The following is a 26,783-nucleotide window of genomic DNA, read 5'->3' on the forward strand; positions in this document are numbered from 1 at the left end:
TGGCCATTAGAAGTTATGGGCCTGCCGAGTGCACAAATTGATCCACGATTAACAGTGAAATAACCTGGGGACGTACTGCGCTGAATCATAAAAGGAATGAAGGATGTTCAGAAAACTCCGATGTTTTGGCTTGAAAGGTGATCTGCGGCACAAAAATCAACACATTTTATTGCCTTATGCTCTCGACGCAGCGGGAACCATGCGCCATTATGCAAAGGTTTTGCATATTCAGACGGGAGAAAGAAGCCATGCGCGCTGCGTTTTTAGCCGGTTGTGCCGCACTGTTATTATCAGCATGCAGTAATGAACCCCCTCAACAGGCCACTGCGGCCCACGTTCCTCCGGGCCTCAGGGCGGCAATGTCCAGCCAGGGCGAAGCGAACTGTGCGATGATTGGCGGTACGATGAGCGTTGCGCGTCAGCTGGACGGCAGTGCGATTGGCATGTGTGCCATGCCGAACGGCAAGCGCTGTAACGAAAACTCGCTTGCCGCTGGCACCTGTGGAAGCTACTGATTAATTAACGAGATCGGCCAGTTTGTACGTCAGCGTATGCTGGCCGCTCTTCAGCACCAGCTGCTGGTTAGCCAGAGAAACTTTGGCCCCGCTGGTCAGCATGTCATTGATACGGTGATCCAGGTCGTTCAACAGCGGGTCGCTGCAAAGCATCATCGTCATGCCCACGCCTTTCGCCTTCAGCGTGTTGTGTTCCAGGGTTGCCTGGCCCATAAAGCGGTTACACATCTGACCATAAATCTGCATGTTTTCACCGAAGCTAAGCTCAGGCGCGCGTTTGCTGTTTTTCACGTCCAGAGGCTTACCGTCTACGCTCTCCAGCACAAAGCGATGGTGCTGCAAATCTTGTGCGGTCACGGCACCTTTATCTGAATCTGACGGCTGGGCGCAACCTGCCAGCACTACGCTTGCCAGCATCAGTGAAGCGAACTTTTTCATTTCTTCTCCCTAAGTTTTATCAGTCATCAATGAAAGCGCGCCACTTTCGCAGGATGTGGCGCATGAATCAGTAAGGATACTCTTAAAATTAACCGCCTCCTGCGAGAGGCGGGCGGAAAATCAATTCAACTGGTTCGGGCAAGGCTCGCCTTTTTCCAGCTGACGCAGGTTTTCAAGCGTCGTTTCGGAAATGCTGGTCAGCGCCTCCGCCGTCAAAAACGCCTGGTGGCCGGTAAACAACACGTTGTGGCAGGCGGAAAGGCGACGGAACACGTCGTCCTGAATAACGTCGTTAGACTTATCTTCAAAGAACAGATCGCGTTCGTTCTCATACACATCCATACCCAGCGCGCCGATTTTCTGGTGCTTGAGCGCGTCGATGGCGGCCTGGGAATCAATCAGTCCGCCGCGGCTGGTGTTAATCACCATCACGCCGTCTTTCATTTGATCAAAAGCGGTCTGGTTCAGCAGGTGATAGTTTTCCGGGGTGAGCGGGCAGTGCAGGGAAATAATGTCGGACTGCGCAAACAGCGTTTCGAGATCGACATATTCCACGCCTAAATCCAGCGCCGCTGCGCTCGGATACGGGTCAAACGCCAGCAGGCGCAGGCCGAACCCTTTCAGAATACGCAGCGCGGCAACGCCAATTTTCCCTGTACCGATCACGCCTGCCGTTTTGCCGTGCATAGTAAAACCGGTTAAGCCTTCGAGCGAAAAGTTGGCGTCACGTGTGCGCTGGTAGGCGCGATGAATGCGACGATTAAGGCACATCATCATCCCGATAGCGTGTTCAGCCACGGCTTCCGGCGAGTAGGCAGGGACGCGAACCACCGGCATGCCAAGCTCTTTCGCCGCCTCTAAATCGACGTTGTTAAAGCCGGCACAGCGCAGCGCGATAAACTTAACGCCGTGTTTTTTTAGCTCTTCCAGCACCGGGCGACTACCATCATCATTAACGAAAATACATACGCCGTCGCAGCCGTTGGCCGTTTTGGCGGTTTTTTCGCTCAGCAGGAAGTCAAAAAATTCAAGATCAAAGCCATATTCCTGGTTAACCTGCTCCAGATACTTTTTGTCGTACTGTTTTGTGCTATAAACCGCAAGTTTCATAAGACTTATCTCCAGAAAGGGTTGGTTCCAAAACTATCATGCTTAAAATAATCATACAATTTATAAACTGAAATTTTAACGGCAGGTGACTATTTCACTTCCCGGGCAGACTATGCTTACTAGTGCCGCCGCCTTCACGCCCGGCCTGAATCGTGCCAGAATAATGACATATTTCGGCTTAAATTGTCGCTGAATCAGGATATTAACCACCCATGAAGGGTAAATATAAAGCCGCGCTTGCGCTGATACTTGCATTGATTCTGCTGCCGCTGTCGCTGCTGCTCACGGTGGCGTACTGGCTGCCGACGCTCGCCGGGATCTGGCTGCCGCAGGGCACGCGTATTGCGCTGGAGGCCAGCCCGCGTCTGCACAACGGGGCGATTATTATCCCCGATCTTCGTTATCTCGCCGGGGAGTGCGAGCTTGCCAGCCTCAAAGATGCAAGCCTCAGCCACCCGAGCCGCTGGCGGCTGCACCTCGCGGAGCTGAATCTCAATCCAGATTGCATCAGCCAGATCCCCGCCGATGATGTGGCTCCCGCCGCACCACGTACCCTTGAAGAATGGCAGAAAATGCTGCCGAACACCTGGCTGACTATCGACCAGCTTAACGTCTCACCGTGGCTGCAGTATGCGGGCGCGCTGCATCTCTCTTTGATCCCGCAGCAGCAGCAGCTGGATTATCAGGGGAAATTGCTCACGCTTTCCGCCACGCTTAAAGGGCAAAACCTGAAAATTAGCGATCTAAAAGTCGGGGCATTCGAAGGGCTTCCGCCGCTTGAACTGGTGGGTGACTTAACGCTCCCGCTGGTGCCGGATGGCCTGCCGACGGATGGGCAAGTGGCCACGCAGGTGCAAATTCCGCAGGAGCCGGACAGGCTGAACGTGGCCCTGAACTGGCATACCAACGCTGGCACGCTGACGGTGAAAAAGCTGTCAGGCGATGAGCCCCCGCTGCTGAGCATTCCCTGGCACCTGAGCGAAAACGCCCTTGAAATTAACGCCGGGCAGTGGCGCTGGCCTTATGAAGGTTTCCCGCTGGGTGGCGGAGTGTCGCTGAAGGTGGATAACTGGCAGGCCGGGCTGGATAACGCCATTTTCACCGGGCGGCTGAATGTGCTGACTCAGGGCGACGCCGGGAAGGGCAACGCTGTGCTTAACATCGGCCCCGGCAAGCTCAGCCTGACCAACAGCGCTTTGCCGCTGCAGCTCACCGGAGAGGCGAAGCAGGACCAGCTGATTTTCTATGCGGCGCTGCCCGGGGAACTGACCGGGACATTGACCGACCCGACGCTGCTGTTCCATCCGGGGGCTCTGCTGCGTTCCCGTGGCCGGATGATTGAAACGCTGAATATTGACGATGTGCGCTTGCCGCTGGCCGGGGTACGCGTCTCCAGTAAAGGCATCGACGGCAGGCTGCAGGCCATCCTGCGCGCCCATGATAATGAAATGGGTGCCGTTGAACTGCATCTGGACGGTAAGGCCAGTGACTTCCTGCCGGACGCCGGGCTGTGGCAATGGCGCTACTGGGGTAAAGGCAGCTTTACGCCGATGCAGGCAAAATGGGACGTTCGCGGCGTGGGGGAATGGCGTGACAGCGCCATTGAACTGAGTTCGCTGTCCACCGGTTTCGACAAGCTTCAGTACGGCTCGATGCTGATGTCGAAGCCCCGCCTTAGCCTGGACAACCCGCTGCGCTGGGAACGGGACGAAGAGAAAGAGGTCTTCACCGGTGATTTCTCACTGGATGCGGGGGCGACCACTTTTAGCGGCGGCAGTACCTTACCGCCATCGACCCTTAAATTCAGCGTGGACGGGCAAAACCCAACCGCTTTCCTGTTCAAAGGCAATTTACATGCCGGGAAAATTGGCCCGGTGCGTGTGGTTGGACGCTGGGACGGGGAACGTCTGAGGGGCAACGCGTGGTGGCCAAAACAAACGCTCACCGTGTTCCAGCCGCTGCTGCCCGCCGACTGGAAAATGGAGCTTAAAGGGGGCGACCTCTACGCCCAGGTAGCCTTCTCCGCGGCGGCCGGGCAGGGCTTTGAAGCCGGGGGGCACGGCGTGGTCAAAAGCGGCAGCGTGTGGATGCCGGATAATCAGATTAACGGCGTCGACTTTGTGCTGCCGTTCCGCTTTAGCGATTCGACCTGGCATCTCGGTACTCGCGGGCCGGTGACGCTTCGCATTGCTGAAGTTCGCAACCAGATAGCGGCGCAAAACATTACCGCCGACCTGCAAGGCTGGTATCCGTGGAGCGAGCAGCAGCCGCTGCTGCTGACCAACGTCAATGCGGATGTGCTGGGCGGCAAGATCTCTATGCAGCAATTGCGCATGCCCCAGCGGGACGCGGCGCTCTTGCGGCTGCAGGGGCTGTCCTCCAGCCAGCTCGTTACCGCCATCAATCCTAAACAGTTCAGTATGTCCGGGCGCTTCAACGGCGCGCTGCCGCTGTGGCTCAACCACCCGCAGTGGATTATCAAAGACGGCTGGCTGACTAACCCAGGCTCAATGACGTTCCGCATGGACAAAGACATGGCGGATGCCATCGTGAACAACAACATGGCGGCCGGGGCGGCAATCAACTGGCTACGCTACATGGAAATCTCGCGATCCTGGACACAAATCGACCTCGATAACCTCGGCGTGGTCAGGATGCGCTCCAGCGTGACCGGCATCAGCCACGTGGAGGGAAAAACTAACACCGTCAATCTCAACTATACCCATCAGGAAAACCTGTTTACCCTGTGGCGCAGTTTGCGCTTTGGCGATAATTTACAAACCTGGCTGGAAGAGAACGCCGCGCTGCCAAAGGCTCGCTGCACCCAGCCCGGTGAAGCCTGTGAGGAACCCAAATGAACTATTTTACCCCTGTGCTGCTGGCATCGGCGGCGCTGATGCTGACAGGCTGCACGCCGCGCATTGAAGTGGCCGCCCCTAAAGAGCCGATCACCATCAATATGAACGTCAAAATCGAACACGAAATCCACATCAAAGTGGATAAAGACGTTGAAAGCCTGCTTAAAAACCGTAGCGATCTGTTCTGAGAAGGGGAACGGCGATGAACTCTATGATTAAAGGCGTGCTGCTGGCTGGCCTGTTGTTCAGCACATCCGTGATGGCGCTGACCCTAAACGAAGCGCGTGAGCAGGGGCGGGTGGGCGAAACGCTAAGCGGCTATATTGCGCCCATCAAGCAGGATCCGGAGACGCTGGCACTGGTACAAAGCATCAATGAAGGTCGTGCCCAGCACTATCAGCAGCTGGCGGACACCAACAATGTCTCGCTCAATGAGGTTGCTCGCCTGGCCGGGCAGAAACTGGTGGACAGAGCGCCTGCCGGAGAATACGTCCGCGGGCTGAACGGGCAGTGGATGAAGAAGTAGCTTTATGTCTATTCCCCCTCATTTGTGTTCCCTCTCTCCCCTTGGGAGAGGGCCGGGGGGAGGGTTGCCTTTCAGGCTGATTGAAAACGCTTGCGATACTCCCCCGGCGACACGCCAAACCTGCCCTTAAACGCCGTTGAAAAATGGCTGTGATCGGCAAATCCCCAGCTGTAGCCAATCCCCGCCAGTTTTTCACTGTGGCTGGCCGTGCGCAGCGCCTGGGCGCAGAGATCCAGTCGGCGATTCTTAATGTATTGCGCCACAACCAGGCCTTTATCGGCAAACAGTCGGTAAAGACTGCGCACCGACATCCCCGACTCGGCGGCGATCCACTCCGGGCGCAGCGTTTCGGACTGAATATGGTCATCAATCAGCGACATGACTTTCTGCAGGTGGCGGTCGCGCTTTGAGCCCGGCAGGCTGTGCTGAATCAGCGCCGGCGCAAGCAGGCAGGCGATAGCCTCGAGCGTGGCTTCACTTTCTCCGCCACTGAGCCCCTCGCTGCCCATACTTTCACGCAGCAAACCGTGGCTCAGGCGTACAACGGGCATTTCTGCGGAGAGTCTTTGTGCACAAGGCACTTCGCCCTGGCGCAGGTGCTATTCCAGCAGATGGCGCGGCAGTAAAAGCGAAACCTGTTTCGCCCCGTGGGTATAGGTAAAACAGCTGGGGCGAGCGGCATCAATCAGCGTGATGTCCCCCCGGGAAAGTAAGGCCTGGCGGTCGCCTTGCTCCATGACGGCTTCGCCCTCCAGCTGAAAGACGGTATAAAACCAGGCGTCGTTGCTTTGGGTAACTTCATGCCGGGTTCTCACCAGACAAGCCTGGTTGATCTCCACGACGCTAAGCTTAATGGCGTGGGCCAGGTGTTCACTCAGGCTGCCGTGAAACCCGCTCTCCAGCGCCGCACCTGAAAAACGACCACATGCGCGATTAACCTGCTCAAGCCATTTTTCGAATCGCTCGTTGCACTGTTTTTCTGCCATACATCCTCACTTTTCGCCGCCGGAAGCCAATAACTATAGGTAAACGTGATTCAAAAAAAGAATCATCATCGACATTTGTGTAGCGTGTCACAGCCAGCAAAGCGAATGTCAGCCGCAGAAAACCCTAACCTCAACATAGCGCCTAGAATGAAGGTGGGCTACACGATAATGACCTCGATAAGGAGATGCTATGACCGAGCCTGAAACGGTAAGCGTGCTGGGCTGTGTGCGCCAGTTTCTTCAGCGTTCACATGGGCTGTACATTGACGGCCGCTGGCAGGCGTCAGACAGCGAAACGCGGCTGCCGGTCTTTAACCCGGCGGACGGGCAGCAAATTTCCAGCAGCGCCGACGCCACCGCTTCCGATGTGGATCGCGCGGTAACGTCAGCCTGGCGTGCCTTCAGCAGCGGCGTTTGGGAAAACATGCTGCCTGCCGGGCGGGAGCGTATCCTGCTGCGGTTTGCCGACCTGCTTGAGCAAAACACGGAAGAACTGGCGCAGCTTGAGACACTGGAGCAGGGCAAGTCCATTAACATCTCTCGCGCATTTGAAGTGGGCTGCACGCTGAACTGGATGCGCTATACCGCAGGCATGACAACGAAAATCAGCGGCCGGACGCTGGATGTCTCGATCCCGATGCCGGAAGGGGCGCGCTATCAGGCCTGGACGCGTAAAGAACCCGTGGGGGTCGTGGCCGGGATCGTACCGTGGAACTTCCCGCTGCTGATTGGCATGTGGAAAGTGATGCCGGCGCTGGCGGCAGGGTGCTCGATAGTCATTAAACCATCAGAAACTACGCCGCTAACGCTGCTGCGTATGGCCGAACTGGCTACAGAAGCAGGCGTGCCGGACGGCGTATTTAACGTCGTCACCGGCAGCGGATCCGGCTGTGGTAAAGCCCTGACCGAACATCCGCTGATTGCCAAAGTGAGCTTCACCGGTTCGACGGCGACGGGCAAAGGCATTGCCAAATCTGCAGCGGACAGGCTAACGCGCGTCACGCTGGAGCTGGGGGGGAAAAACCCGGCAATCGTGTTGAAAGATGCCGACCCGGAGAGGGTGATTGCAGGCTTGATGGCGGGCAGTTTCCTTAACCAGGGGCAGGTGTGCGCCGCCAGTTCGCGGATCTATATCGAAGCCCCGCTGTTTGACACGCTGGTGAACGGCTTTGAGCAAGCGGTGAAGTCGCTGCAGGTGGGGGCGGGCATGAACCCAGCGGCCCACATCAACCCGCTGGTATCAAAAGTGCAGCAGGAAAAAGTGGCCGGATATCTGGCGCAGGCGCAAGAGCAGCGCGCGGAGCTAATCTCTGGGAATTCAGGCCCGCAGGGCAGCGGCTACTATATTGCCCCAACGCTGGTGGTGAACCCTGCCGCCTCGCTGCGCCTTGCCAGAGAAGAGGTGTTTGGCCCGGTGGTTAACCTCGTGCGCGTGGCGGATGCGGAAGAAGCCTTGCGACAGGCCAACGACAGCGACTACGGCCTGACGGCAAGCCTGTGGACCAACAACCTGCAGGCGGCGATGCAGTACACCGGCCGCATACAGGCGGGCACGGTCTGGGTGAACAGCCATACGCTAATCGACGCTAATATGCCGTTTGGCGGCATGAAGCAGTCGGGCTACGGGCGTGATTTTGGCCCGGACTGGCTTGAGGCCTATACCGAAACCAAAACCGTGTGCGTGCGTTACTGAACGTTGGCACATTTCGGTACTTATCACGTCCCGGAATAAGTTGGCGCTGGTAATCTGCAGGTCCCCTCCCGCGAGGGAAGATCGTTGTCCGATCTTGACCATTAATCTTGATAAGAAATGTTGCTACCTTCAGACCGGGTTTCCCCCGGTCTTTTTTTTGCATTTTTTTGTCAAGAAGACGTTATTTTAGTCATGAAATGATTTTTTTCCGTGACGATCTCCCTGGGTTAACATCTGTCCAGCGCCCTTATTTTGTGTAGAACTTGCGACAATGTAACATTTATGGAAAAACAACCAAAAATGAGCAGCCCGGATTTATTGAAGAATTTCACTGGAATGTAAAATTGATGTAAATCAATGCTTATGCCATAACCTTATGAATTATAACTATTAGCTATTTATCACGATGTCTCTATTCACGAGATCAATCGATCTGTTTTTCCAGAGCCTTTCCTTTTGAGTAACATACTCTTAACAATAAATGATTGGTGAGGTTAATTTTTATTTGGTAGGATTTTTCTTAAGGATGATTCGGAAAAAGGATCTAAGTGATTTGCTCCGCAGGACTAAATAAGTCATATTGCGTAACGCCTTTATATAAAGAGGCAGCGTGAAATCATGACCTTCATTTATTAAGAAGACATGAAAGCGGTCGACAGCTTTCTACCTCTTTATAGTCACAACGTCTCGCTCCAGAAATAAACGGGGCGCCATAATGTGGGCGTTTTAATTCAACCATTACAGTCGTTTAAATACATCAGCTACTCATCCGTGCCTGTTTATTCCCAATACAGGAAGGAGCAACATCATCCTGATTATTTAATGGATAAGGATATTGCCGTTTATGCTTCAGTCTTATTCCCTGCCGGTCGCGATGCTTGCCGTTATTTTTTTCGGCAGCGGCATGCGGGTGAATGCCGCACCAGCGCCGGCCTGGGCCACAGCACCCGGCATCGCGCAAACGGCAACCCTCACGCTGAACGAAAGTATTCTGTTCGCACTTGACCGCGATCCTGCCGTTTCTCAGCAGGCCGCTCAGTTCGGGATTGGTCAGGCGCAGATTGATCAAGCCCGAAGCGCCTGGATGCCGCAGATCGCCCTCAGCGGCAGCACCGGGCATTCGCGTACCACGGACTCCAGCGGCTCCCTCAAGAACTCGGCTGCCTACGGGCTTAGCCTGACGCAGCTGGTGTATGACTTTGGGAAAACCAGCAGCAACATTAGTCAGCAGGAGAGCCAGCGCGAGAGCTATCGCTACCAGCTTATGGCGACGTTGACCGGTGTGGCAGAAAAAACGGCGCAGGCCTATGTCGATGTGAAGCGTAACCAGGCGCTGATCGCGGCAACGGCAGAGAGTATTGCCGCGCTGCAAAACGTCAACACCATGGCAAAGCTGCGGGCGGATGCCGGGCTGAGTTCGAGTTCGGACGTGCTGCAAACTCAAACTCGGATTGCCGGTATGCGCTCAACGCTTGAACAATATCAGGCGGCGCTACAAAGCGCGAAAGCGAGACTGGCGGTATTAACCGGAGTCAGTGCCGCGCAATATCAGGCCATGCCGGTACGCCTGGCGCTTGAACAGGAACCGCTCGACAACATTGATTACTCGCTGATCCCGAGCGTGCTGGCGGCGGAAGCCATGCGTGAGTCCTCAGGGTATGCCGTAGAGAAAGCGAAATCGGGCCACTGGCCAACATTAAGCCTGAAGGGCGGGCGCACGCGTTATCAGTCCAACAACAGCGCGTACTGGGACGACCAGATTCAGCTGAGCGTGGACGCGCCTATCTATCAGGGCGGGGCGGTCTCAGCCCAGGTCGAGCAGGCTCAGGGAGCCAGACGTATTGCGGCTTCTCAGGTTGAGCAGGCGAAATTCGACGTGCTGCAAAAAGCGTCTGTGGCAATGGCTGACTGGAACGGGGCCAGAGGCCGTGAAACCGCGGGAAAACTCCAGCTGGAAAATGCCCGACGCGCGCGGGAAGTTTATAAAAATGAATATAAATTAAGCAAACGCAGCCTCAACGACTTATTAAGCGTGGAGCAGGATGTGTTCCAGGCGGCCTATGCACAAATTAATGCGGACTTCGACGGCTGGCAGGCGGCGGTAAATTACGCTGCCGCCGTTGATAATTTATTGCCCCTGACAGGCGTCGAGAAAAATGCCGCCTCGAAATTACCGGATTTGAAATAAATGGCGTGAAAGTAGTGGCTTAGCCCCGCCACATAAAAATAAGTTGATGTGAAATGAGATCCGGATTTCTCAGGGGTGTCCACATCCAAAAATTAATACCGTATGCCTCGTTCCGGCATATATAAGGAGAAGTGCTATGAGTAAGATTCTTGAAGTTATTTCCCGCAAGGACGCAGAGAAAACCCTGGTAACAGGCGATGGGAATCTCTCTGTGTCGCTTTCATCCCCCTCTATCATTCAGATTCACGGCAGCGCGAAAGATGTGGCGCACTATCTGCGTCAGGGCAACGATCTGCTGGTATACATGAAAGATGGCAGCGTTATTCGCTGCAATGGCTATTTTGTGGAGGAAGAAGGGCGGTCGGGGCACCATTCAGAACTGGTGTTTGATGACGGCAAGGCACTGACGCATATCACTTTCGACGAAGCGGGCGTCGCGGTTGGCACCCAGGGCACGGCTTTAACGGCAACCTCCGTCCCCATCGAATCCATTGAGCCATTCATGGACGGCTCTGCGCTCGGCGATGTGCCGTGGGGCTGGGTTGCTGGTGCCGTGGCCGGGGGCGCGGGTATCGGGGCGCTGCTGGCACACGGCGGCGGGAAGTCACACACCACCGTTATCGACAATACCAAAGAGGTCGAAAGCGCCCGGCCAACGTTCACGGTTACCGACAACAAAGGCGACAGCAAAGGGCTGCTGAGCAGCAACGCCGTGACCGATGACGCAACGCCAACCTTCAGCGGCTCCGGGCAGCCGGGGGCCACCATTCAGGTCAAAGACAGCAACGGCAACACCATTGCCAGCACCATGGTCGACAGCAACGGCAACTGGAAAGTGCTGCTGAGCGAACAGCCGGACGGGACGCACACCTGGAGCGTGGTGCAAATCGACGGGAATAAAATCACCTCTGCGGGCGATATTACCCTCAATGTTGTTACCACCCAGGCTTCTCTGACCGTCGCGACGACGGCAGGCGACAATATGCTCAACGCGGCGGAGCAGGCAAACGACGTTGTTATCAGCGGCAGTTCGCAGGCGCTGGCCAGCGGCACGGCGTTAACCCTCACCCTGAACGGGAAAACTTACAGCACAACCGTAGGTAGCGACGGCAGCTGGAGCGTAACCGTGCCTGCAGCCGACGCCAAAAACCTGGCGGACGGGAGCTGGCCGGTAGCCGTGAGCGGCAAGGATGCCGCAGGCAACAATGTCTCTGCCAGCGAAACGCTGGTGGTGGACACCAAAGCGCCTGGGCTAACGGTAAATGCCATCGCCGACGACAACATCATTAATGCGGCAGAACACGGCGCGGCGGTCATCATCGGCGGTAAAACCGACGCCGAAGCCGGGCAGGTGGTCACGCTTAAGCTGAACGGCAAAACCTATACCGCAACGGTGAACGCAGACGGCAGCTGGAGCATGGCCGTGCCGGCGGATGATGTGCAGACTATGGCGGACAATAGCTACACGCTGAACTTCAGCGTCAGCGATAAAGCGGGCAACACCACCACCACTAACGCGTCCCTGCTGGTAGACACCACGCCGCCGGAAGCCAGCGTCAATACCGTGGCCGGGGATGATATTCTCAGCGTCAGCGAACAGGGTCAGGCGCAGATCATTTCTGGCACCAGCCGTGGCGCAGCCCCTGGAGACAAGGTCACCGTTTCTATTGGTGGAAAAACCTGGCAAACCACCGTGCAGCAGGACGGCAGCTGGAGCGTGGGCGTACCCAAAGAAGTTATTTCATCGCTGCCGGAAGGCACAAATACCGTGACCGTGACCATCACCGATGCGGCGGGAAACAGTGGCCGTGTAGAGCATGACATCACCGTCAGCTCCACGCCGCCAGCGGTTGCCTTCCATCCGATAAGCCAGGACAACGTGCTGAACGCCATTGAGGCGACTCAGCCGTTAACGCTGAGCGGTACCAGCAATTTGCCGGACGGCAGCACCGTCACCGTCAGGCTGAATAACGTCAATTATACCGCGGACGTTCAGGGCGGTGTCTGGCAGCTTCAGGTACCCGTTGAGGATGTCGTCAAGCTGGGCGACACCACTTACACGCTGAGCGTCAGCGGCACGGACAGTACGGGAAATACGGGGACGGCGAACGCGACGCTGCTGGTTGATACGGCACTGCCTACGGTCGTGGTCTCGACCTTCGCGGGCGACAACCGCATCAATAACAGCGAAATCGCTAACGACCAGACGCTGAGCGGGCGAGTCACCGGCGCGCATGAAGGCGACACGGTTACCCTTAACGTAGGCGGAAAAAACTACACCACCAAAGTACAAAGCGATTTGACCTGGAGCATCACTGTTTCTGCGGGCGACCTGCAGGCGCTGGGCGATGGTGATGTTTCCATCGTCGCCTCCGTGACCAACGGTCACGGCAATACCGGCCGGGGCGACAGCAGCTTTAATATCAACGCTCAGCTCCCGGGGCTGCGCATCAATACCGTGTCCGGGGATGACGTGATTAACGCCATCGAGCAGCATCAGGATTTGACGGTGAGCGGCACCAGCGCACACCTCAACGCCGGGACAATTATTACCGTACGCGTGAATGGCGTGGATTATCCGGCGGCCGTAAGCGCCACCGGCACCTGGCAAATAGGGATCCCGGCAAGCGATCTGGCCAGCTGGCCGAACGGTAAGCTGGACATTAGCGCCAGCTCTGCCGATGAATGGGGCAACCCGGTTGCGGCCTCCCGCCCGGTGGACGTTGACCTGAACGCCGTCGCTATCTCCATCAACAGCGTGACCAGCGATGACATGCTGAATGCGGTTGAGAAGGCGGCAGATCTTACCCTGGGCGGGAAAACGCAGGGCGTAGAAGCCGGGCAAACTGTAGTCATTAAATTTGCCGGGCACATCTACACCACAACCGTTAACGAAAACGGTGACTGGACCTATACCGTGCCAGCGGCGGATATGCGCGACATGATTGATGGCCGTGCAGAAGTGTCCGTGAGCGTCACCAATGCCAGCGGCAACAGCGCCAGCGGCGCAAGGGAAGTGCTGGTTGATACCCAGCCACCGTCAATCACGCTCCACAGCGTCACGGCTGACAATATTCTTAATCATGCCGAAGCGGCACAGGATCTGGTCATCACCGGTACCAGCACCGCACAGCCGGGGCAAACGGTCACCGTGAGCCTCAATAACCAACGCTACACCGGGCAGGTTCTGGCCGACGGCACCTGGAGCGTTACCGTGCCGGTTGCCGATCTGGCTAATCTTACCGACGGTAACTGGTCTATCAGCGCCAGCGTCAGCGATATAGCAGGCAACCCGGTCAGCACCAACCACGGTATGCTGGTCGATACCACCGTGCCGGTGGTCACTATCAATGTTTTCGCTGGCGATAACATCGTAAACCGCACCGAACATTCCCAGGCGCAGGTCTTGTCCGGTAAAGCCACCGGCGCGGCCGTGGGCGACAGCGTAAAAGTCACCGTTAACGGCGTCGAGTATTCTACGGTGCTGGATGCCGGTGGAAACTGGAGCATTGGCCTGCCCGCAGAGGTGATAAGCGGTCTGGCAGACGGCAAATATACCGCCACGGTCGCGGTGACGGATAAAGCAGGCAACGTCGGCGGCAGCTCGCTGGCGTTTGATGTTGCTACCGGACTGCCGCAAATCACTATCAATGCCATCGCGCAGGATGACGTGATTAACGCAGTAGAAAAGAGCGCGGAAGTCACCATTAGCGGGACCAGCAACCAGCCGGACGGGACACAAATCACCGTGAATCTGAACGGCGTTGACTATGCTGCCGTCGTCAACGGCAGTGCCTGGAGCGTTAAGATCCCGGCGCCGGACGTCGCAAAACTGGGTGAAGCTAGCTATACCGTTAACGCATCGGTCACGGATGCCAGCGGTAACAGCAATTCTGCCAGTCACAGCGTGCTGGTCGACAGCTCTCTGCCGGTCATCACTATTAATACCGTCGCGGGCGACAATATCATCAACCTGGCGGAGGTTAACGCCGGACAGGTGCTCAGCGGCAGCGCGTTCAACGCGGTGGCAGGTGATAAAGTTACCGTCATTCTTGGCGGTAAAAGCTATACGGTTACCGTCCAGAGCGACCTGAGCTGGAGTTTGCCGCTGAGCAAAGAGATGCTCACCGCGCTGGGCGATGGAGAGCTTACCGTTCACGCCTCCGTCACCAACGGGCGCGGTAACACCGGCAGCACGGATCATGACATCACGATCGCAGCCCAGCTGCCGGGCCTGCGTATCAATACCATCGCGGGTGATGACGTGATCAACCTCGCGGAGCATAGCCAGGATCTCATTGTCAGCGGTACCAGCATCGGCCTCAGCGCGGGCAGCGTGGTGACCGTGACGCTGAACGGCAAAGACTATCTGGCAACGGTAAACGCCGACGGCACCTGGGGCGCCGCCGTACCGGGAAGCGACGTTAGCCGCTGGCCTGACGGCGTGCTAACGGTAACCGCAAAAGCAGAGGATGGCGCCCAAAACCCGGTCAGCATCGACGGTATCGTGGACGTCGATTTAGCGCCGGTGTCCATCAGCGTGAATAGCGTCACGGCCGATAACGTGCTGAACGCGGCAGAAAAAGGCAGCGATCTGGTGCTTTCCGGCTTGACCACTAACGTTGAACCGGGCCAGACCGTCACCATTACGTTTGCGGGACACCGCTATACCACTTCCGTTAATGACGACGGGAGCTGGCGCTATACCGTACCAGCCGCCGACATGGCAAAACTGAAAGACGGTGATGCCCAGGTGACCGTCAGCGTCAGCAACGTGAACGGTAACCCGGCAAACGCCGCCCAGGAATACAGCGTGGACGCCAGCGCGCCAACGCTACTTATCGATCCGCTGAGCGGGGATAACCTGCTTAACGCCGCAGAAGCGAAGCAGCCGCTGATTGTCAGCGGCAGCAGCAGCGCAGAGCCAGGGCAGAACGTTACGGTGACGCTGAATAACGTCAACTATACCGCGACCGTCGGCGCCGATGGCCGCTGGAGCGTCAGCGTTCCGGCCAATGATTTAGCCGCACTCAAGGACGGCATCATCACCGTCAGCGCCTCCGTGGCTGACAAAGCAGGAAACCCGGCAAACGCCGATCGCGGCATGCTGGTTGATATTACCGAGCCGAAGCTGACTATCGATACCGTGGCAGGCGATGACATCATTAATGCCAGTGAGCATAACCAGGCCCACACCGTGAGCGGCACCAGTACCGGAGCTGCTGCGGGGGATGTGGTTACCGTCGTGGTGACCAACGGGCAGGGAACGTCGTTCACCTTCACCACAACGCTTGACGCCAGGGGGAACTGGAATGTCGGCATCCCGGCGTCGGTCATTAATGGCCTGGCGGACGGCAGCTACACCATCACCGCCAGCGTCACCGATGCGGCTGGCAACAGCGGCAGCGCCGATCGCGCGCTGGGGGTCAACACCGCTCTGCCGGCGATCTCGATTGCCGCCATTGCGGTGGATGACGTTATTAACGCGACGGAAAAGGGGCAGGATCTTGTGCTTTCCGGAACCAGCAACCAGCCCGCTGGCACCCTCATCACCGTCACCCTGAACGAGATTAATTACCAGGCCGTGGCCGGAACCGACGGCAGCTGGAGCACAACGATTCCGGCTTCTGCCGTCAGCAAGCTGGGTGAAGCTAATTACACGGTGACCGCGGCGGTAACCGACGCCCACGGCAATAGCAATAGCGACAGCCACAGCGTGCAGGTCGATAGCGCCTTGCCTACCGTCACTATCAACAACGTCACCAGCGACAATATTCTCAATATCACGGAAATCGCCAGCGGCCAGACGCTCAGCGGCCTCGTCACCGGTGCGGCAAAAGGTGACATTGTCACTATTAATCTCGGCGGCAAGCTGTATCAGGCGACCGTCCAGGACGATTTAAGCTGGAGCCTGTCGGTTTCCAAAGAGATCCTCACCGCGCTGGGCAACGGCGATCTGACCATTACCGCGTCTGTGACCAACGGACACGGCAACACCGGCAGCGGCAGTCGCGATATTGTTATCGACGCGAACCTGCCGGGGCTGCGCGTGGGCACCGTCGCGGGCGATGACGTGATTAACGCCATCGAGCATAACCAGAACCTGATTATCAACGGTACCAGCACCGGCCTCAGCGCGGGCAGCGCGGTAACCGTAACGATTAACGGTAAAGACTACGCGGCAACCGTTCGCGCGGACGGCAGCTGGCAGGCCGCCGTACCGGGAGAAGATGTCGCTCGCTGGGCAGAAGGTGCCGTCACCATTGAGGTGAAGGGCAGCAGCGGCGCGGGAAATGATGTGGCTATCCAGCATCAGGTTACCGTCGATCTCAGCGAAGTGGTGATCGGCATTAACGCCATAACCGGCGATAATGTATTGAACGCCGCCGAAAAGAGCGCCAACCTCGAACTCTCCGGCACGACGCAAAACGTAGAGCCGGGGCAAACCGTCAGCATTACCTTTGCCGGGCACACCTACACCGCCACGGTGCAGGCGGACGGCAGCTGGAAGTACACCGTCCCGGCGGCGGATATGGTGAACCTGAAAGAGGGTGACACCACCGTTCAGGTGAGCGTGACCAACAAAAATGGCAACAGCACAGAAGCGGCGCAAAACGTCAGCGTCGACAGCCTTGCGCCGACCCTGACCGTGGATCCTGTCAGCCAGGATAACCTGCTGAATGCCGCAGAGGCTAAGCAGGATCTGATTATCAGCGGAACCAGTACCGCAGAGGCGGGCCAGACCGTGACCGTGCAGCTGAACGGCGAAAGCTATCAGGCAGCGGTAAAAGCAGACGGAAGCTGGAGCCTGACCGTACCTGCATCGGACGTCGGCAAACTGGTTGAGGGTAACATCACCGTCACCGCAAGCGTGGAAGACCGCGCGGGTAACCCGGGCAGCGCCAGCCGCGACGTGCTGGTGGATAAAACCGTGCCTGAAGTGACCATCGGCACCGTCGCTACTGACGATGTGATTAACCAGACCGAACACGGTCAGGCGCAGGTGATCTCCGGTACCAGCACCGGCGCGCAGGCTGGCGATATTGTTACCGTTAAGCTGGGCGGTAAAAGCTATACCGGCGTAGTGGACGCGAGCGGGAACTGGAGCGTCGGCGTCCCGCGGGCGGATATCAGCGCGCTGGGCGATAACACCTACACCGTGACGGCCTCCATTACCGACAAAGCGGGCAATACCGGCGATGCGGTTCATAGCGTCAAGGTCGATACCGCGGCACCAACCCTGACTATCGACATTATTGCGGGGGACAACATCCTCAATGCCGATGAGAAAACCGGGGATGTCATCATCAGCGGTTCCTCTACCGGGCTGGCGAGCGGGAGCGCCGTCACTGTACATCTGAACGGTAAAAACTATGCCGCTACCGTGGGCGACGACGGCAAATGGTCCACCACCGTACCCGCAGGCGACGTGGGCAAACTTGGCGAGGCCTTCTATGAGGTTTCCGTCAGCGCCAGCAACGGCGTGGGCAACGCTGGCAGCCAGAGCAGCACGCTGGAAGTCGCCTCTACGCTGCCGGGCGTGATTATCAATGCCGTGGCGATCGACGACATTATCAATGCCTCCGAGCTGGCCGCTGGCCAGACGATTACCGGGCGCGTGACCGGCGTGCAGGCCGGCGCAGACGTGACCATTAATATCGGCGGCGTCAACTATACCGCGAAGGTGCAAAGCGATCTCACCTGGAGCCTGGCCCTTAGCCAGGATGTGCTGACCGCGCTGGGCGACGGCTCGCTTAAAATTAATGCGTCCGTGACGGACGGCGCGGGCAACACCGGTACCGGTTCTCGCGAAGTCACTATTGACGCGGCCCTGCCGGGCATCCGGATTAATACCATTGCGGGCGATGACGTTATCAACGCCATTGAGCATGGCCTGAACCTGATCATCAACGGCACCAGCCGCGGCCTGAGCGAAGGCAGTGCGGTAACCGTGACCATCAACGGTAAAGACTATGCCGCGACGGTACGTGCCGACGGCAGTTGGCAGACCGTGGTGCCAGGAAACGAAGTCAGCCAGTGGCAGGCCGGCGATATTACCGTTTCGGCAGGCGGAACCAGCAGCTCAGGCAACCCGGTGTCCATCGATCACACCGTCAATGTTGATCTCAGCGCGGTGGCGATAACCATCGGCCAGATTGCCGGGGACGACGTGCTGAACGCAGCCGAAAAGGGCGCTGATTTATTGCTGTCCGGGGCAACACAGAATGTGGAGGCCGGGCAGACCATCACCATTACCTTTGCCGGGCACACCTACACTACTCAGGTAGCAAGCGACGGTAGCTGGACATTTACCGTACCGGCTAATGATATGAAAGGGCTGAAAGACGGCGAGACTTCTGTGGAAGTTAGCGTCGCTAACGTGAGCGGCAACGGAGCATCGGCCGGGCGTGAAATCAGCGTGGATACCGCAGCCCCGACCCTGCAAATCAACACTATCGCCGGGGATGACGTGCTCAATGCAGCCGAGGCCGGACAGCCGCTGGTCATTAACGGTGCCAGCAATGCGGAGCCGGGTCAGACCGTGACCGTGAAGCTGAACAATGAAACGTATACCGGTACCGTGCAGGCTGACGGAACCTGGAGCATAACCGTTCCGGCGGAGAAAGCTTCTGCGCTTGGCGACGGCGTCTATTCCGTGGAAGCCAGCGTCAGCGATGCCGCAGGCAACCACACCTCCGCAAACCATAACTTCAGCGTGGACGTCACCGTGCCGACCATCTCGTTTGGTGTGGTTGCGGGCGACGATGTGATTAACCTCGCCGAGCACGGGCAGGCACAAATTATCTCCGGTTCCAGCAGCGGCGCTGCGGCAGGGGATAAAATTACCGTGACCATTGGCTCCAACAGCTGGACCACCACCGTGGACGCTGCGGGCAACTGGAGCATCGGCGTCCCGGCCAGCGTCGTCAGCCAGCTGGCGGACGGCACCGTCACTATTCACGCCAGCCTGACGGATGCAGCAGGTAATACGGGGACCGGTAGCCATGACGTTGTGGTCAATACCGGTTTACCGTCGCTCAGCTTCAATCCGTTAAGCGGTGACAACGTGCTTAACGCCAGTGAAAAAGGGGAAACATTAACCCTGAGCGGGACCAGCGCTAACCTGGCCCCGGGCACCGCGGTTATTGTCACGCTGAACGGCAAAAATTATACCGCCACCACCGACGCCAGCGGTAACTGGAGCGTTGACGTTCAGCCGGGCGATCTGGCCGGGCTGGGCGAAGCCAACTATACGCTGACCGCTACCGCAACAAGCGCTATCGGCAACAGTGCCAGCACTCACGCCAATTTGTTGGTAGACACCGCCGCGCCGGGCGTCACGATTAATCCAGTGACCGCAGACAACGTCCTTAACGCGTCTGAAATCGCAGCAGGCCAGACTTTGAGTGGAAAAGTCAGCAATGCGGCAGCCGGCGACACGGTCACGATCAATCTGGGGGGGAAAACCTACGCCGCGACGGTACAGAGCGATCTGAGCTGGAGCCTCGACCTGCCTGCTAGCGTGCTTACCGCCCTGGGTAACGGCAAACTCACCGCCACGGCCTCGGTCACTAACGGGCACGGCAACAGCGGCACGGCAGAACGTGAATTTACCATTGATGCCAGCCTGCCGGGTCTTCGGATCCACACCGTGGCGGGGGACGATGTGATCAACGCCATTGAACACAATCAGAACCTGATTGTTAGCGGTAGCGCCAGCGGCATGAGCGCAGGCAGTACCGTGACCGTCACCATCAACGGCAAAGGCTACCTGGCAACGGTGAGCGCCAGCGGAACCTGGTCGGCCGCCGTACCTGCGGAAGATGTCAGCCAGTGGGCGGCAGGCAATGTTACTGTTACCGCCGCGGGCAGCAGTAGCGCGGGGAACCCGATCTCTATCGATCGCATGGTGAACGTCGACCTCAGTCCGGTTGCGGTCAGCGTTGACGCTATCACAGCAGATAACGTGCTTAACGCGGCTGAGAAAGGGGCCGATCTGGTTCTTTCAGGTAAGACCCAGAACGTTGAGGCCGGGCAAAACGTCACTCTTCTCTTCGGCGGGCACACCTATACGGCGCAGGTTGCGGCCGACGGGAGCTGGAGTTACACCGTGCCAGCAGGCGATATGGCCGGGCTGAAGGATGGCGATGCGTCAGTAAAAGCTAGCGTGACTAACGTGAACGGCAACGGAGCCAGCGCAGAGCGTGAGTTCAGCGTGGATGCCACGCCGCCGGGGCTTGCCATTGACCCCATTGCCACGGACAACGTGATTAATGCCGCAGAAGCAGGCGCGGGCGTCGTCGTCACCGGAACGTCAAACGCGGAAGCCGGGCAGACGGTCACGCTGACCCTGGACGGAAAAACCTATACTGGCGTAGTGAAAGCGGACGGCACCTGGAGCGTAACGCTTGATGCTACAGCTCTGGGGAGCCTGGCAGATAACAACTATCAGCTTAGTGCGAGCGTCAGCGATGCGGCGGGCAACGGATCAACCAGCAGCAAAACGATAACGCTAGACACCACCGCGCCGACGATCGGCTTTAACGTCGTGGCGGGTGACGACATCATCAACTTTGAAGAGCACGCTCAGGCGCAGATTATCTCTGGCTCCAGCAGCGGCGCAGCGGCAGGGAATAAAATTGTTATTACCCTCAACGGCACTCAGTATGTCACCCAGATAGATGCCAACGGCAACTGGAGCATAGGCGTCCCGGCTTCGGCGATTTCATCGCTGAAAAACGGCACGGCAACGATTACCGCCATGCTCACCGACAGCGCCGGCAACGAGGGCACTAACAGCCATACGGTTGAGGTTAACGCCGTCCGTGTCGGGCTAACCATCGGAACTATCAGCGATGACGACGTGATTAACGCCGCAGAATCTCAGCAGGATTTGGTTATCGGCGGCGGCAGCACTGAACTGGCGGTGGGCACTCAGGTGACCGTTACGCTGAACGGCGTACAGTACCACACCACTGTTCAACAAGGCGGCGGCTGGAGCGTGACCGTGCCGGCGAATCAGGTACAAAACCTGGTGCACGGTAACGGCTACACGGTTGTGGCATCGGCGACGGACGGCGCAAATAACGCCACTTCGGCAAGCCATAACATCACCATCGACACCGCGGCGCCGGTCATCACCCTCGCTGATATCTCCGGTGATAACGTGCTCAACGCGGCGGAACAGCAGCTGCCGTTAACCATTCGCGGCACCAGCAGCGCGGAAGCCGGGCAAAAAGTGACCGTTAAGCTGGGAAGCGGGAGCTACGACGCTACGGTTCAGGCGGACGGCTCCTGGAGCGTGACCGTTGCCGCGGACGACCTGGCGAAGCTTACCGACGGTGATTTCAATGTTAGCGCCTCCGTTCAGGATAAAGCAGGGAATCCGGGCAGTGCGGATCGTACTTTAACGGTGGACACGACCCCGCCAGGCATCACCTTTAACAAGGTGGCGGGGGACGACATCATCAACAGCGCCGAGCAGCAGGCCGGCCAGGTGATTAGCGGCACCACCGACGCTCAGCCTGGGCAGACGGTGACCGTCACCTTCAATAATCACGCCTATAAGGCGGTGGTGAGCGACACCGGGACATGGTCTGTGACCGTCCCGGCGCAGGACTTCCTGGGCGCGACGGACGGCAGTTACCAGATTTCCGCCAGCGTTAGCGATAAAGCCGGGAACAGCACGAGTGCGAATAAGCAGGTGACCCTGAGCGGCGAGGTGCCGACCATCAGCGTCAATGACTTCGCGCAAGACAACATTGTCAGCGCCGCAGAACACGGCACGCCGCTGGTGATAAGCGGCGTGACCAACGCGCCTGCGGGCCAGACGGTGACCATCACCCTGAATAACCAGAGCTATACCACCACGGTCAACGGCGACGGCACCTGGAGCTACACCCTCGGCAGCGGTGCGGTTTCCGCGCTGGTTGATGGCGGTTCGTATGTGATTCATGCCAGCGTCAATAACAGCATCGGCAACAGTGCGGGAGCAGATCGCACCGTCACGGTGGACACTACGCCGCCGCAGATGACCATTACCATTGACGCTTTACAAAACGACACCGGGCTGAGCAAGACCGACTTTATTACCGCCGATAACAAGGTGGTGGTGAAAGGTTCCCTGAGTGCGGCGCTCGGCAATAACGAAAAAGCGCAGATAAGCCTCGACGGGGGATCCAGCTGGATTGACCTTGTGGTTAACGGCAAATCCTGGCGCTATGCCGACGGGCGCACGCTGCCGGACGGTACCGTGACCTATAACGTGCGCGTCATCGACAATGCCGGCAACGTGGGCTCGACGGCAACGCAAAACGTAACTATTGATACTGTTGCGCCGGATGCCAGTAAAACCATTACCGTGGAGGCCATTACCCAGGATACGGGCCTCGATGCGCACGACTTTATTACCAGTGACAATACGCTGACCATTAGCGGCAAATTAGGGGGAATGCTGGCGGCCGGTGAACATGCCCAGATCAGTATTGATGGCGGAAAAACCTGGGTTGACGTGAGTATCAGCGGCACCACATGGAGCTACATCGATAGCCGCACGCTGGCTGACGGAGATTATCTCTATCAACTGCGCGTGATTGATGATGCGGGCAATATCGGGGCAACCACCAGCCAATTGGTCACCGTTGATACCGTGGCACCGGATGCGAGCAAATCCGTCACCATTGACCGCATTGCCGACGATACAGGGCTGAGTAATAGCGACTTTGTCACCAGCGACACCTCGCTGACTATCCACGGTTCTCTGGGCGCTTCACTGCTGGACGGCGAATATGTGCAGATAAGCATGGACGGCGGCCTCACGTGGAAAACGGTCACCACGGTAGGCACAACCTGGTACTTTACCGACGGGCGAACGTTAACCGACGGCACGTATCAATACTATGTCCGCGTGGTCGACACTGCGGGTAATGTCGGGCAGAGCGCTTCTCAGACGGTAACGGTAGACACCACGCCGCCGGATGCGGCTATCACCGTTACCGTGGACAGCATCACCACCGACAGCGGCTTCAGCAACAGCGACTTTATCACCAACGATAACACGCTGACGCTGAACGGCTCACTTGGCGCTGTGCTGGGCAAAAATGAATATGTTCAGGTGAGCTTCGACGGCGGAGCCAGCTGGGTTAACGCCACGTCCGTCAACGGGACAAGCTGGAGCTACACCGATGGCCGCCAGCTTGCGGACGGTAACCACACCTGGCAGGTTCGCATCGTCGACCTTGCCGGAAACGTGGGAGCAACCACCAGCCAGACGGTAACGGTAGATACCGTCGCGCCAACCTACGGCATCACCATCGACAGTATTTCGGATGATACCGGGCAGAGCGCCAGCGACTTTATCACGATGGATACCACGCTGACGCTGAACGGCACCCTGGGCCACGCCCTTGCCAGCGACGAACGCGTGCAAATCAGCCTGGACGGCGGTCAGAGCTGGGTGGATGCCGTGGTGAACGGCACGGCGTGGCATTACGTGGATGGACGTACTTTGCCGGACGGCGACCATCTTTATCAGGTGCGGATTATCGATCAGGCCGGAAACGTGGGTTCAACCGCAGCCCAGGTTGTCACCGTTGATACCGTGGCGCCGGATACCGTCGGCACTATCGTAAGCTATACGGATAATGACGGCGAGCGTACCGGTAATTTCGACAGCAGCTACGCCACCGACGATACATCACCGGTCCTGAACGGTACGCTGAACCATGCGCTGGCCGCCGGTGAAATTGCCCAGATCTTCCGCGATGGCGTGCTGGTGGGCAAGGTGACCATTACCGGCGGCACAAGCTGGACCTTTGCGGATTCTGGCCTGCTGGACGGGAATTACCATTATGTACTGCGCGTGACGGACAAAGCGGGGAACTACACCGAGTCAAACGACTTTACGCTAACGGTGGATACCTCGGTACCGAAGACTATTGCCCACGTAGATGCGGTATCGACTTCAGATACCACGCCGATCCTTACCGGGGATGTCAGTGCCCAACTGGTGAATGGCGAATTTGTGGTCGTGACCGTCAATGGCAAAACCTACAGCTCCGAGCGCGGAGGTCCGGTGGTGGTCGATCCTTCATCCAACCGCTGGTATCTGCAAATTCCTGACAGCGACCTGTTGGGGCTGAACAGCTACAACGTCACCGCTCAAGTTAAGAGCAGTGCAGGTAACGGCAACAACACCGGGATCCAGACCGGATCGCTGGTCGTGCATGCCGAAACGGCCAATGACACCAGCTGGGCGAGCGCGGCGGGCAATGCGAACAACAGCGCCAGCACGTTAATGCTCAACAATAACGGCCTGTGGACGCTGGTGACCAATACCTCGGTATACAACGGCACGGATCTGAACAGTTACACCCAGACGTCGCTACCTAATACGCGTGCGAATACTGTCAGCTACACCGCGCTGGATTTTGACCGTAACGGCACCGTTGATATCTACGGCACGGAAACCACTTACGGAAACGCGGTACAGACCATGTGGATCGCCAACGCCAATGGCACTTATACCACCAGTACCCAGGCCAACGGCACCACGATCTGGTACGGCGGCGTTATCGCCTATGACAAAAACGGCGATGGTTATGTCGACCTGGCCTACGGTGACGCCGGGGGCGACTCCAGAACCTACCTGATTAACAACAAGGGTAGCATGGTAGCCGACGGGACCAATGGCAACGGCGGCTTGACCGGCGTCAGCTACCGCGAACTGTCCGGTGTGGACATCAACAATGACGGTAACATCGATATTGTTCAGCATACCAACAGCAACGGTACCAGCGCGCTGAGCGTGATTTCTAACAACGGCAGCAAGCTGACGACCCTGCAGTCTATTGCCAACGTGTTTGTCGATAACGCGGCGAACACGACGACCGCTGCCTCCATGACGTGGGCCGACTTCAACGGCGATGGCTACCTGGATCTCTATATCGCCACCGGTCGGAGCGTGACCTCTGCGACGGTGAATTACAGCGGGAAGATTTTCTATAACGATGGCAATGGCCAGCTGAACAGCAACTACACCAGCGTGGAGTCAACGTCCACGGCGGCTAACGCGGGCTATATGTCCGTGGCCGTGGACTGGGACGGCGATGGCGACATGGACATTGTTAAGTTTTCCACCTACGGCACTAGCCAGACGGCACGTCTGTTCAGCAACGACGGCACCGGTAAGAACTGGACCGAAAGCCAGCTGGCCAAAGGGCTGGTCAACGTCACGGGCGTTGCGGTGGCTGACTATGACTGGAACGGCACTCAGGATCTGCTGGTTTCTCAGCAAAACGGGAAAGTGGTATTGGTGGCCAACACCAACACCATCGCCCCGGGTACCGCGATGCACCTGCGCATTGTCGACAGTGAAGGGATCAACGTCTTTTACGGCAATACCGTCCGGCTGTATGACTCTGCCGGGAAGCTGGTTTCAACGCAAATTATCAATGCCCAGTCGGGCATTGGGGCGAACGACGCGTCGGCGCTGGTGAGCTTCTACGGCCTCAACCCGAATGAAACCTACCATGCCGAGCTGGTCAGAGCGATTAACGGCGTCACCAGCAATGTGACCTGGAATGGGCTAACCGCCGGAGACGGAAAAGAAAGCTATGCCCTGACGGCGGAGGCCGCCACCGGCGTTCACGGCGGTACGCTGAACGGAACGGGCTATAACGATACCTTTATCGCCGAGCAGGGAACCTACGTCTATAACGGCGGCGGCGGCTGGGAAACTTCATCCGATCACCAGACCTGGAGCGCGACGGGCGGCCTGGACGTGGTCGACTTCCGTAACTCGGGGGTAGGCGTCACCGTTGATCTGGGCAAAACCGGGGCGCAGAACACCGGCTTCAATACGGCAACCTTTACCAACATCGAAGGGATCGTCGGCTCCAGCCATGACGATGTGATCACCGGCAATAGCGGGAACAACACCTTCGAAGGCGGCGGCGGGAACGACACCTTCAACATCGGCAGCGGCGGCCACGATACGTTGCTCTACAAGCTGCTGAACAGTTCGGATGCCACCGGAGGCAACGGCCATGATGTGGTGAACGGCTTCAGCGTGGGGACCTGGGAAGGCACGGCGGACAGCGACCGTATTGACCTGCGTGAGCTGCTGCAGGGCAGCGGCTACGCAGGGGACGCGTCTGCGCATTACATCAATGGCGTAGCTCAACTGGGCGCCGGAGCCGGCAATATCGGGGACTACATCAAAGTGGTGCAGAACGGCAGCAACACAGAGATTCAAATTGACCGCGACGGCAAGGGCGGTGCCTTTGACCCGACCACGGTGGTCACGCTTAACGGGGTTCAAACCGACCTCGCCACGCTGCTGGCCAATCACCAACTGTTAGTTATCTAGCCCTTATTCCGCCGGGCATTGAGTCCGGCGGAATATCAGCCGCTTAACTTTTATTACCCGGTATAAAACATGTTTATGAAACAAGCCGCGGAAAGGATGA

9 protein-coding genes and 1 pseudogene are annotated in these 26,783 nt (G+C 57.8%); 7 read left to right on the top strand and 3 right to left on the bottom strand.

Annotated elements, in window-relative coordinates:
* The first annotated feature begins 248 nt into the window (after window positions 1-248).
* The gene (locus F3J29_RS05505) at window positions 249-515 is read left to right on the top strand and encodes a putative hemolysin (RefSeq protein ID WP_008461385.1); all 267 of its coding nucleotides are present in this window, start codon (window positions 249-251) and stop codon (window positions 513-515) included.
* On the opposite strand, the gene hslJ is transcribed toward F3J29_RS05505, so the two are convergent.
* Window positions 516-953, bottom strand: a complete 438-nt coding sequence (gene hslJ / locus F3J29_RS05510; RefSeq protein ID WP_008461387.1) for a heat shock protein HslJ — start codon at window positions 951-953, stop codon at window positions 516-518.
* A gap of 120 nt (window positions 954-1,073) precedes the next feature.
* Window positions 1,074-2,063 carry a 2-hydroxyacid dehydrogenase gene (locus tag F3J29_RS05515; RefSeq protein ID WP_166863653.1) on the bottom strand — a complete coding sequence of 330 codons (990 nt, stop codon included), beginning with the start codon at window positions 2,061-2,063 and terminating at the stop codon, window positions 1,074-1,076.
* A gap of 212 nt (window positions 2,064-2,275) precedes the next feature.
* On the opposite strand from F3J29_RS05515, the gene F3J29_RS05520 reads away from it, so the two are divergent.
* Genes F3J29_RS05520 through F3J29_RS05530 form a run of 3 tightly spaced genes read left to right on the top strand, consistent with a single transcriptional unit; the run spans window position 2,276 to window position 5,447 of the window.
* The gene (locus F3J29_RS05520) at window positions 2,276-4,921 is read left to right on the top strand and encodes a YdbH family protein (RefSeq protein WP_166863655.1); all 2,646 of its coding nucleotides are present in this window, start codon (window positions 2,276-2,278) and stop codon (window positions 4,919-4,921) included.
* Window positions 4,918-5,109 carry a YnbE family lipoprotein gene (locus F3J29_RS05525; protein WP_008461390.1) on the top strand — a complete coding sequence of 64 codons (192 nt, stop codon included), beginning with the start codon at window positions 4,918-4,920 and terminating at the stop codon, window positions 5,107-5,109. The genes F3J29_RS05520 and F3J29_RS05525 overlap by 4 nt, the downstream gene beginning before the upstream one ends.
* A 14-nt stretch (window positions 5,110-5,123) precedes the next feature.
* Entirely contained in the window at window positions 5,124-5,447 is a 324-nt protein-coding gene (locus F3J29_RS05530; RefSeq protein ID WP_166863657.1) for a YdbL family probable chaperone protein, read from the top strand.
* A 71-nt stretch (window positions 5,448-5,518) separates the two neighbouring features.
* Here the strand turns inward: F3J29_RS05530 and feaR are convergent.
* Window positions 5,519-6,433: pseudogene (gene feaR / locus F3J29_RS05535) on the bottom strand (transcriptional regulator FeaR).
* Between the two features lie 190 nt (window positions 6,434-6,623).
* Between feaR and F3J29_RS05540 the strand changes: the two are divergent.
* The 3 genes from F3J29_RS05540 to F3J29_RS05550 all read left to right on the top strand — a co-directional run bounded on the left by F3J29_RS05540 (window position 6,624) and on the right by F3J29_RS05550 (window position 26,683).
* Complete coding sequence (locus F3J29_RS05540; RefSeq protein ID WP_166863659.1) at window positions 6,624-8,126, top strand: aldehyde dehydrogenase family protein; 1,503 nt, start codon at window positions 6,624-6,626, stop codon at window positions 8,124-8,126.
* A gap of 844 nt (window positions 8,127-8,970) precedes the next feature.
* Window positions 8,971-10,314, top strand: coding sequence for a TolC family outer membrane protein (locus F3J29_RS05545; protein WP_166863661.1), 1,344 nt, complete (start codon window positions 8,971-8,973; stop codon window positions 10,312-10,314).
* A gap of 136 nt (window positions 10,315-10,450) precedes the next feature.
* On the top strand, window positions 10,451-26,683 hold the full coding sequence (locus F3J29_RS05550) for an Ig-like domain-containing protein (RefSeq protein WP_166863663.1): 16,233 nt from the start codon (window positions 10,451-10,453) through the stop codon (window positions 26,681-26,683).
* The last annotated feature ends 100 nt before the right edge of the window (window positions 26,684-26,783 follow it).

Origin of the sequence: Enterobacter sp. Cy-643 (genome assembly GCF_011752815.1) — a bacterium.
Lineage (GTDB): Bacteria > Pseudomonadota > Gammaproteobacteria > Enterobacterales > Enterobacteriaceae > Cedecea.